9 protein-coding genes are annotated in these 10,111 nt (G+C 44.4%); 6 read left to right on the top strand and 3 right to left on the bottom strand.

Going from position 1 to position 10,111, the window contains the following annotated elements; all coding sequences use genetic code 11:
* Window positions 1-103 precede the first annotated feature (103 nt).
* Both AB5150_RS12125 and AB5150_RS12130 read right to left on the bottom strand, forming a co-directional pair.
* Window positions 104-1,018: a 4Fe-4S cluster-binding domain-containing protein gene (locus tag AB5150_RS12125; RefSeq protein WP_055145984.1), complete on the bottom strand. Its 915-nt coding sequence runs from the start codon at window positions 1,016-1,018 to the stop codon at window positions 104-106.
* 49 nt (window positions 1,019-1,067) lie between these two features.
* The gene (locus AB5150_RS12130; RefSeq protein ID WP_022217397.1) at window positions 1,068-1,913 is read right to left on the bottom strand and encodes an Mrp/NBP35 family ATP-binding protein; all 846 of its coding nucleotides are present in this window, start codon (window positions 1,911-1,913) and stop codon (window positions 1,068-1,070) included.
* Window positions 1,914-2,184: 271 nt separating this feature from the next.
* Here AB5150_RS12130 and AB5150_RS12135 point away from each other — a divergent pair, with 271 nt between their 5' ends.
* The 6 genes from AB5150_RS12135 (at window position 2,185) to AB5150_RS12160 (ending at window position 9,490) form a co-directional block, all read left to right on the top strand.
* Complete coding sequence (locus tag AB5150_RS12135) at window positions 2,185-3,699, top strand: aminoacyl-histidine dipeptidase (RefSeq protein ID WP_368291937.1); 1,515 nt, start codon at window positions 2,185-2,187, stop codon at window positions 3,697-3,699.
* A gap of 35 nt (window positions 3,700-3,734) precedes the next feature.
* Window positions 3,735-4,826, top strand: coding sequence for a PTS transporter subunit IIC (locus AB5150_RS12140; RefSeq protein ID WP_055272015.1), 1,092 nt, complete (start codon window positions 3,735-3,737; stop codon window positions 4,824-4,826).
* 395 nt (window positions 4,827-5,221) lie between these two features.
* A complete protein-coding gene (locus AB5150_RS12145) occupies window positions 5,222-5,950 on the top strand; it encodes a flavodoxin (protein WP_015534419.1) in 729 nt (242 codons plus the stop codon).
* Window positions 5,951-6,037: 87 nt separating this feature from the next.
* Entirely contained in the window at window positions 6,038-6,901 is an 864-nt protein-coding gene (locus AB5150_RS12150; RefSeq protein ID WP_368291938.1) for an aldo/keto reductase, read from the top strand.
* Window positions 6,902-7,037: 136 nt separating this feature from the next.
* On the top strand, window positions 7,038-7,880 hold the full coding sequence (locus tag AB5150_RS12155; RefSeq protein ID WP_022217400.1) for a hypothetical protein: 843 nt from the start codon (window positions 7,038-7,040) through the stop codon (window positions 7,878-7,880).
* A 206-nt stretch (window positions 7,881-8,086) separates the two neighbouring features.
* Complete coding sequence (locus tag AB5150_RS12160) at window positions 8,087-9,490, top strand: MATE family efflux transporter (RefSeq protein ID WP_368291949.1); 1,404 nt, start codon at window positions 8,087-8,089, stop codon at window positions 9,488-9,490.
* Here AB5150_RS12160 and AB5150_RS12165 read toward each other — a convergent pair.
* On the bottom strand, window positions 9,456-10,111 hold a 656-nt coding region (locus AB5150_RS12165), incomplete at its 5' end, for an MATE family efflux transporter (protein ID WP_368291939.1). The two genes, AB5150_RS12160 and AB5150_RS12165, sit on opposite strands and share 35 nt — an antisense overlap.

A 10,111-nucleotide genomic window follows, 5' to 3' on the forward strand; every position in this document is an offset into this window, starting at 1 on the left:
GCCCACTACAAGATGGATTGACTGCAATATGTTGTGGCTGGTCCATTTTTTTGTGCAAAAATCCATGGTCTTTTATTTATTTCCTTATTTGAAGATGTGTGGGTTACACGCCTTCGTTATCGAATGCTGGAATGAAGCTCTCTTTTGCTGTCTCACCCTCCTGTATAAATCCATTTTCAACGCCGATATCAATGGCATAATCCACAAGCTCATCGTATTCAGAAGGAGTTATAGTTCTGCCAAGCTCTGGAAATCTATTCTCAATTCCCGGCATAGGGGTGTACTGGTTCATGATGCTTATATATATTGAATCTTTGTATGTGTTATATAGATATGTGATTATTGACTTGGAATCATCCAGATGATCAGGAAGCTGCAGATGACGGACGATAACACCTCTCTGCATAATTCCGTCGTCATCAAAGCGGGTCTGGTCTCCTCCGCATTGTCTGACCATCTCAGATATGGAGGATTTGGCATGTTCAGGATAGTCTGGAGCATTACTGTATTTTGCGGACAGATCCGGTGACATGAATTTGAAATCAGGAAGATACACGTCTATATAGCCATCAAGTAGCTGTATCATCTCGGCCGTTTCATAACCACTGCAGTTATATACAAATGGAAGCTTGAAGTTCCGTGATCTCGCCATGTCTATAGCTGATATGATCTGTGGTATATAGTGATCCGGTGTGACAAGATTGATGTTGTTGGCACCCTTATCCTGAAGCTCAAAGAAAATGTTGCACAGCCTTGATATGGATATATCCTTGCCAGCCTTGCCTCCGGATATGGCTTTATTCTGGCAGAAGCAGCATCCAAGTGCACATCCGGAGAAGAATACGGCACCTGAACCGTTCTCTCCGGATATACATGGCTCTTCCCACATGTGGAGTGCTGCACGGCTTACCCTGACTGTGTCTGTCATATGGCAGGCACCTGTGTGACCGGATGTACGGTCTACACCGCATTTTCTTGGACACAATATGCAGTTGTTCAGGATGTGCCGGATATCCATATTATTTACCTCCAAAATAGATGATAATTGTTATTAACTGATAGGTGAATTAGTATTTGTCAGGGTCAAATGTGCTTATGAGATCAGCAAATTCCTGAAGATCAGCATTTGCTTCCATGTGCTCTATCTCACCCCTATCCATAAGCCCCGCAAGGGAAGGATTGATAGGCAGACGGATCGCGTGGCCTATATACAGGTCTCTTATGACCTGCTCAAGCTGGCTCTTGCCAAATATATAGTGCTTGTTATTGCAGTCAGGACAAATGAAATATGACATATTCTCTATCATACCAATGACAGGGATATTCATGCTGTCTGCCATGTGAACAGCCTTTCCAACGATGACAGATACGAGATCCTGAGGGGTGGTAACTACCACAACTCCATCTATAGGGATGGACTGGAATATGGTAAGTGGCACGTCACCGGTTCCAGGAGGACAGTCGATGAACATATAGTCTATGTCTCCCCAGATGATGTCTGAGTAGAACTGCTTGACTGTTCCCGCTATGATAGGTCCTCTCCAGAGGACAGGTGTTGTCTCGTCGTCCAGAAGAAGATTCACAGACATGATCTTGATTCCTGTTTCCGTCTCATCGGGATACAGGAAATCTCCTTCTGCCTCTGGTGTCTTATGTACGCCAAATGCCTTTGGAATAGAAGGTCCTGTGATATCTGCGTCAAGTATGGCTGTCTTGTAACCCATGCGCTGCATGAGAACGGCGAGCTGACAGGTTACTGAGGATTTGCCGACTCCTCCTTTGCCGCTGACCACGGCAATAATATGTTTTATATGTGAACCTGGATGTGGCTCTATGATAAGACTCTGTGGTTCTGTTCTGCTGGAACAGCTCTGACCACAGGTACTGCAGTTGTGTGTACAATTCTCTGACATGATACTCTCCAATCTACTGCACATGGATGTCTGTGCAATCTGTGTTGTATGCTAAGTTACGCATTTGATTAATATATATCATTAAGAGGTTACAAAGTCAACGAATGCAGGTACTATGAAATTTGAGAGGTGAGTTGAAATTGACGGGTGTCAAATATATAATCAGAGACATGATAGTATACGGATTGTAGAGTTGAAATGAAATACCTGATAGAAAGTATTCTAATAAAGTAATTGGGCATGAAAAATACTATAAAAAGGAGAATATAGCATGGGAGTTTTATCAAATATCGAGCCATATGGAGTTTTTCATTTCTTTGAGGAGATATGCGGGATTCCACACGAATCGTCGGATACAAAGAAGATAAGTGATTATCTGGTGAAGTTTGCCATAGACAAAAATCTGAGATATATACAGGATGAGAGCAACAATGTGATCATATTCAAGGACGGAACTGCCGGGTATGAGGACAGTGCCCCTGTCATGCTACAGGGACATATGGATATGGTCTGTGAGAAAGATGTTGACTGTGATATTGATTTTGAGCGGGACGGACTGAGACTAGTGCTTGAGGACGGAGTGATATCCGCTGATGGAACCACCCTTGGCGGAGATGACGGGATAGCTGTGGCATTTGCACTGGCTATACTGGATGCCGATGATATACCACATCCACCGATTGAGTGTGTATTTACGGTTGATGAGGAGATAGGAATGCTGGGAGCTGCGGCGATTGACTGTAGTCCACTTAAGTCACGGATCATGCTCAATCTGGATTCTGAGGATGAGGGGTATCTGCTGGTGTCATGTGCCGGAGGTGCGTGTGCTACGTGCCATATTCCGGTTGAATATGAGAATGCAGAAGATGATCATTCAGTTGTGAAAATTATTGTAGAGGGTCTTACCGGTGGACATTCCGGCGTGGAGATCATAAAACAGAGGGCAAATGCCGACAAGCAGCTTGCAAGACTTCTATATAATATAGGAAGGGATGTTCCATACAGACTGATATCTATACAGGGCGGTCTTAAGGACAATGCAATACCTAACAAGGCGGAGGCATATGTGGGTATTGATCCGGAGGATGTGGATAACTTTGTAAAATCTGCGGAAAAGAATGAGAAGATTATGAGGCATGAATTGGGAAATACTGATCCAGAGCTTGTAGTGAAAGTAGAAACGGATCTGTCAGATGATCTGGGTTCATATAATAACGCGGATGATGTGCAGAACGATATGTATGGTAGAACCATGATCAACAGAGTTATGACAGAAAAGTCATCGGATATAGTTATCAGGAGTCTTATGATGATGCCAAATGGAATTCAGAAGATGAGCAATGATATAGAAGGGCTTGTGCAGACATCGCTGAATCTTGGAATATTGAATACAACTGAGGATGAGGTCACAGCAAGCTTTTCAGTAAGAAGCAGTATACAGTCTGAAAAGGAAAATCTGATAGATCAGCTCCGATGTGTATCTGTCTCGGCTGGTGGAAGTCTGGAAGTGCAGGGGGATTATCCTGCATGGGAGTACAGACATGATTCTCCTCTCAGAGATATTATGGTGGATGTGTTTGAAGAGCAGTATGGAAGAAAGCCTGTTATACAGGCGATTCACGCCGGAGTGGAGTGTGGACTTTTCGCTGGCAAGATGCCGGGTCTGGACTGTGTATCATTTGGCCCGGATATGAAGAATATCCATACAAGCAGAGAGTCTATGGATGTTGCCAGTGTACAGAGAACATGGAGGTATACACTGGGTATACTTGAGAAATTGAAGTAATTGACAGCAATATAATTTCAATAAGGAGAAGAATGATGGAAAAGGTAAAAGGATTCTTGAAGAAGAAGGACATCGTGTTCAGCGTCAAGAGATACGGAATAGATGCCCTGGGTGCCATGGCACAGGGATTGTTCTGTACTCTGCTTATCGGAACTATATTGAACACACTTGGCAATCAGTTTGGTGTAGGATTTCTCAAAGCGGTTGTTGCGACCGTGAATGGAACAGATTATACAGTTGGAGGTCTCGCATCTGCTATGGCAGGACCTGCGATGGCGGTGGCTATAGGATATGCTCTTAAGGCACCACAGCTCGTATTGTTCTCACTGATAACAGTTGGATTTGCGGCAAATGCCTTGGGCGGCGCAGGAGGCCCGCTGGCAGTTTATTTTATTGCAGTTATTGCAACTGAACTTGGAAAGGTTGTCTCAAAGGAGACAAAGATTGACATACTGGTGACACCTCTGGTTACCATCGGAAGTGGTGTGGCTGTGTCTGCACTTCTTGCACCTACACTCGGTGCCATAGCCATGAAGGTCGGAGATCTCATCATGCTGGCTACAAACCTTCAGCCGTTCTGGATGGGTATTGCGGTATCAGTTCTCGTCGGTGTGGCACTTACACTTCCGATATCATCCGCTGCGATATGTGCGGCATTCGGACTTACAGGTCTGGCCGGCGGTGCTGCTGTGGCGGGATGTTGTGCGCAGATGGTTGGATTTGCAGTTATGTCATTCAGAGAGAATAAATGGGGTGGCCTTGTTTCACAGGGAATCGGAACATCAATGCTCCAGATGGGTAACATCATCAAGAATCCGAGAATCTGGATCGCACCTATAGTTACCTCTGCGATTACAGGTCCTCTTGCAACATGTCTGTTCAAGCTTCAGATGAATGGAACTCCTGTATCATCAGGTATGGGTACATGTGGTCTGGTTGGACAGATCGGAGTATACACAGGCTGGATGAATGATATCGAGGCGGGAAGCAAGACAGCGGTCACAGCTATGGACTGGGTTGGTCTGATCCTAATCTCATTTGTACTTCCTGCAGTTCTCTGCCCGCTCATCAACATGGTGGTGAGAAAACTCGGCTGGGTTAAGGATGGAGATATGACTTTATCATAAAGATTGGCTGAAATCCGGTGGAAGAAAATTATCTCAAAATTGTTTCCATCAGGCAGATTACAACAGAAAAGATATAATATTTTCGCAAATAAGATTGAAATTGGCTCGAAAGATACAAATTTACAGATTTTGTGTCTTTCGGGCCTTTTTATATGGAAAAGGAGATAATATTTTCCTAAAATGGGTGATTCAGAAGGAAAAAGATACAAAATATATGGTGCTTGATTTGTGGAGTGAAAATACAGCAAAAATGAGCAGACGATAGAAAAATCAAGAATACAAAAAAAGTCCTTGCCTTGAAGTGAACTCCAAAGAGTATTATTAGATATGTCAGAGAAACAGTTCCTGACGTTTTTCGAAAAAATGGTAGTTAAAACAGACAGGAGGACGCTTTAATGAAGAAATTAGGAGCATTTTTAGTGTGTGCTGTTATGGCTTTTGGACTTGTTGGATGCGGAAGTGGTGACAGCACAGAAAGTAAAAGTACCACACAGGCAGAAACCCAGACAGAGGTTGTTACGGATGCGGTCAATGAGGCCGATACAAGCAACGACAACGCTGACTCTACGGTATCAGAGGAACAGACCAGCGAGGAAAGCAGCGCTGATGAGACAGACAATGTTGACACAGAGACAGGTAAGACTCTGGTGATCTATTTTTCAGCAACTGGAAATACAAAAGATGCTGCAGAATATATAGCGGCAGAGACAGGAGCAGATATATTTGAGATCACCCCGGCCCAGGAGTATACATCGGATGATCTGAACTACAATGATGACAGCAGCAGGGTATCAAAGGAACACAATGACGAAAGCCTCAGGGATGTGGAGCTTACCACCACTGAAGTTCCTGGCTGGGAATCGTATGATACGGTATTTGTAGGTTATCCTATATGGTGGGGAACGTCTGCATGGCCGGTAGATTCATTTGTCAAGGCAAATGACTTCACTGGCAAGACTGTATATCCGTTCTGCACATCGGCGAGCTCAGGACTGGGAAGCAGTGCAGATGATCTGGCTTCTGAGGCAGGAAGCGGAGACTGGAAGGATGGTCAGAGATTCTCGTCGGGTGTGACACAGCAGGATGTGGCCGACTGGATAAGCGGGCTCGGCCTTGGACAGTAATGTGTCAGATAAGTAACTGAACAGATGTAATAAACATAGCTGGAAATAATTTGAAATTGAAATAAAAAGAAACAGGAGGATATAAAAATGTTAAAAGAAACTTACACACTTAACAATGGAGTAGCAATTCCAAAGCTTGGACTTGGAACATGGTTCATCGACGATGACAAGGTAGCAGATGCCGTGAGGGAGGCCGTAAAGATAGGTTACAGACATATTGACACTGCACAGGCATACGGCAATGAGCGCGGAGTAGGCGAAGGAGTTAGAACTTGTGGTATTCCAAGAGAAGAACTGTTCGTAGTCTCAAAGGTTGCGGCTGAGCACAAGACATATGAGGAGGCCAAGGCGGGAATCGATGGAACGCTTGAGAAGATGGGACTTGACTATCTCGATATGATGATCATTCACAGCCCACAGCCTTGGGTAAAGGTAAATCAGAGCGATGACAGATACGTGGAGGGCAACAGAGCAGCATGGAGAGCACTTGAGGAGGCATACAAGGAAGGCAAGCTCAAGGCTATTGGTATATCCAATTTCCAGATCGGTGATATCGAGAGCCTTATGGAGATTGCTGAGATCAAGCCTATGGTCAACCAGATACTTCTTCATATCAGCAATACTCCGATAGAACTGGTGGATTACTGTCAGAAGAACGATATACTTGTTGAGGCTTATTCACCTATCGCACATGGTGAGATACTCAATCAGCCTGAGATCAAGGCTATGGCGGACAAGTATGGTGTGACTGTTCCACAGCTCTGCATCAGATATACTATCCAGCTCGGAACAATTTCACTGCCAAAGACGGCCAATCCAGAGCACATGAAGAGCAATACAGAGGTCGATTTCGAGATAAGTGCAGAGGATATGGAGGCTCTTAAGAATTTCAAGAAGATCGAGAGCTATGGAGCGAGCAGTGGTTTTCCTGTATATGGTGGACGTATATAATAAAGAAAAGTTCATAGCTATAGTGGACAGCCGTCAGGTTTGTATAGTTTGCAATCATAAATATCTTGCATAATATAATAGTTACCTTATAATAGAGATGTTGCTAATTTTATACATTTAGGAGGAAATGAACAATATGAAAAAGGGAACAAGTTATATTGTAGTGGCTGCAATGATGATGGGATTGATGCTGACAGGCTGTGGGGGCAATGACAATTCTGTAACTAAGGCTACAACTGAAGCTGAGACAGAAGCAGCAACAGAGGAGCAGGATACTGAAACACAGGACACTGCAGATGATACTGAGGACAGTTCGGTCGCCATTGATGAGGAGGACACAGAGGAAGATACAGAGGACAGTGAAGAGGCAGAAGCTGATCCTTCAATAGTAGGTGTATACACCAAGAATGGTTATGAGAATTCGTATTTTGGATTTAAGATCAACCTTGAAGGAAGCTATGGAATTCAGACAAGAGGTTCATTACTGACTGCCACCGATATCTCTGAGGTTGTGGAGGATTCCAATAGCGATGAGACTGTACAGAGGGCATTGGATAATCTGGACAATAGCTTTACGGTAGGAAACGATTATGCATTCTGTGCAAATGATGGTACACACTATATTCTGCTCAAAATAAAGTCCCCTAAGGGTGGTGGAAATTACGGTTATGATGTGTGGGCTGATGAGAATACAGTAGCAAAGGCAACTGTTGCTCAGATGGATACTGTTATTACATCTACAGCAAGTAGAATTGGCGCTGAAGCAAGCAATATTGAGACTGATTATTCCAAGTGTACAGTATTTGGCGAAGAGCACTACATATGTACAGCAACGGCTGATATGTCTGGAACTGAGTACTCTCTGACAAATGTAATAGTAAGATCAGATGACGGAAAGTATACGATGATAATAGCTATAGAGACACTTGGTGACAGAAATTATCAGGATATTCTGGATAACATGTTCAGTCCATTATAAATTTTACAACTTTACTTTTTCAAAAACAAAAAGTATAATACACATCGAAAGCGAGTGGCAAAGATTGCGTAAATCCAGTTTTGTCACTCGCTTTTTATGTGTATATAAATAATTTTCTAGTGTGTAGCTATTCAGCGTAAGTCCAACTAACTTAGGCGGTAGCTGCATTTTTTTGTTCAGGGAAAGGAGTTTGAAGAGTGGAAGAAATGGATAAGAACAAAGAGGAAAACAGAGAGAAAAATAAGATGAAAGATATGCCAGTTGGAAAGCTGATGATCCAGATGGGTATTCCTATGATTCTTTCCATGGCGCTTCAGGCGGTGTACAACATCGTAGACAGCGCATTTGTGGGAAATATGAAGGTGGGAAGTGAGGCCGCGTTAAATGCCCTCACGCTGGTATTTCCGGTGCAGATGCTCATGGTTGCTCTGGGCATAGGCACGGGAGTCGGCACAAATGCGTTTATTGCCAGAACCCTTGGTCAGGGTGATAAGGAAAGAGCTGCCAAGGTGGCTGGCAACAGTCTGTTTCTCGGTGCTGTAATATATGTGGTGTGTTTGTTATTTGGAATATTGGGAGTGAGGACTTATATAGTCTCACAGACTATGGACACGCAGGTCACAGAGATGGCTGTGGATTATCTAAGAATATGCTGTGTGTATTCATTTGGAATAATATTCTTCTCGTTGTTTGAGAAGCTGCTTCAGGCAACTGGCAGATCCATGTATTCAACGATAGGTCAGGTGATGGGAGCTGTCATAAACATCATACTTGATCCGCTTCTCATATACGGAGTGGGACCATTTCCTGAGATGGGTGTCAGAGGAGCCGCCTATGCGACTATTATAGGTCAGATAGCGTCTGCGGTTCTGCTGTGCGTGTTTCATCTGAGACTTAATAAGGAATTTGAACATGGATGTGCATACATGAAGCCTGACTGGAGAATCATCCGGGGAATATATGCCATAGGACTCCCGGCCATCATAGCCCAGGCACTTATGTCCATCATGGTATACGCGCTGAATCTCATTCTCAAGTTTAACCAGTCGGCGCAGACTGCATATGGTCTATTCTACAAGGTTCAGCAGTTTGTGCTGTTTCTCGCATTTGGACTCAGGGATGCGATCACCCCGATCACGGCATACAGCTATGGAATGGGTGACAGAAAGAGGATAAATGCTGCGATTAAGTATGGAATAATCTACACAATAGTGCTGATGGTGTTTGGAATGGCTGTGACAGAGCTGTTTCCAGCTGCATTTGCCGGACTTTTCAATGCGGGACAGTCCAGAGTGTATTTTATAGACGCCATGAGGATAATCTCCCTAAGTTTCGTATTTGCCGGGGTAAATGTTGCATTTCAGGGAATATATCAGGCCCTTGAAGGCGGTGTGGAATCGCTTGTGATATCGCTGCTCAGACAGTTGATAATCATCCTGCCGCTTGCCGGAGCATTTGCGGCTCTGGTCAGAGGCGGTCAGGCGGATGTATCACTGATATGGTGGGCATTCCCGATCACGGAGATCGTGTCGTGCGTGGTGGGCATGGTGTTGCTGAGAAGGAAAATGAGGAGGGTTACTTCTGCCCTGCGCCTTTCATCATTGACTTAAATGTCAGCAGGAATGTCGCGCCGCAGGAGAAGGCGGATACTATGTCGCTGATAGGCTCGGCGTAGTAAATGCTCATGACTGAGTGTGTGCAGTATGGCAGGATGATCGCGAGTGGGATTATCAGTATGACCTTTCTCAGCAGTGCAAATATAAGGGATTTGCCTGCCTGACCCATGGATATGAAGGACTGCTGACATCCGTTCTGTATGCCAAAGAACATCATTCCGAATATGTATATCGGAAGAACCTTTGCACAGAGTGCTTTGAGGGATTCATCCGAGGTAAATATTCCGGCAGCCATAGACGGGAACAGGAATGCTGCGCCGGCCAGGACAAATGACACTATGATGGACATGGTTATCAGTATGGTACATGTCTTCTTCACTCTGGCTACATTGCCCTTGCCGTAGTTGTAGCTGATGATGGGCTGGACTCCCTGTGAGAAGCCGCTCATCGGGATAAATATAATCTGCATGATACTCTGAAGTATGGTGAACGATCCCACGTACAGGTCATCGCCGTACTTCTGGAGTCCATGTGTGAACACGATGGTTATAAGGCTCTCCGTGACCTGCATGATAAATGGTGACACACCGAGAGCTGCGATGGACAGTATCAATT

The organism is Coprococcus sp. RTP21281st1_F1_RTP21281_210402, from assembly GCF_040915325.1.
Classification (GTDB): Bacteria; Bacillota; Clostridia; order Lachnospirales; family Lachnospiraceae; genus Coprococcus; species Coprococcus aceti.

What these genes read in the sequence shown, in the direction of transcription:
- AB5150_RS12125 (WP_055145984.1), bottom strand. Translation starts at nt 1,018, where the DNA reads ATGGATATCCGGCACATCCTGAACAACTGCATATTGTGTCCAAGAAAA.
- AB5150_RS12160 (WP_368291949.1), top strand. Translation starts at nt 8,087, where the DNA reads ATGGATAAGAACAAAGAGGAAAACAGAGAGAAAAATAAGATGAAAGAT.
- AB5150_RS12150 (WP_368291938.1), top strand. Translation starts at nt 6,038, where the DNA reads ATGTTAAAAGAAACTTACACACTTAACAATGGAGTAGCAATTCCAAAG.
- AB5150_RS12140 (WP_055272015.1), top strand. Translation starts at nt 3,735, where the DNA reads ATGGAAAAGGTAAAAGGATTCTTGAAGAAGAAGGACATCGTGTTCAGC.
- AB5150_RS12130 (WP_022217397.1), bottom strand. Translation starts at nt 1,913, where the DNA reads ATGTCAGAGAATTGTACACACAACTGCAGTACCTGTGGTCAGAGCTGT.
- AB5150_RS12145 (WP_015534419.1), top strand. Translation starts at nt 5,222, where the DNA reads ATGAAGAAATTAGGAGCATTTTTAGTGTGTGCTGTTATGGCTTTTGGA.
- AB5150_RS12155 (WP_022217400.1), top strand. Translation starts at nt 7,038, where the DNA reads ATGAAAAAGGGAACAAGTTATATTGTAGTGGCTGCAATGATGATGGGA.
- AB5150_RS12135 (WP_368291937.1), top strand. Translation starts at nt 2,185, where the DNA reads ATGGGAGTTTTATCAAATATCGAGCCATATGGAGTTTTTCATTTCTTT.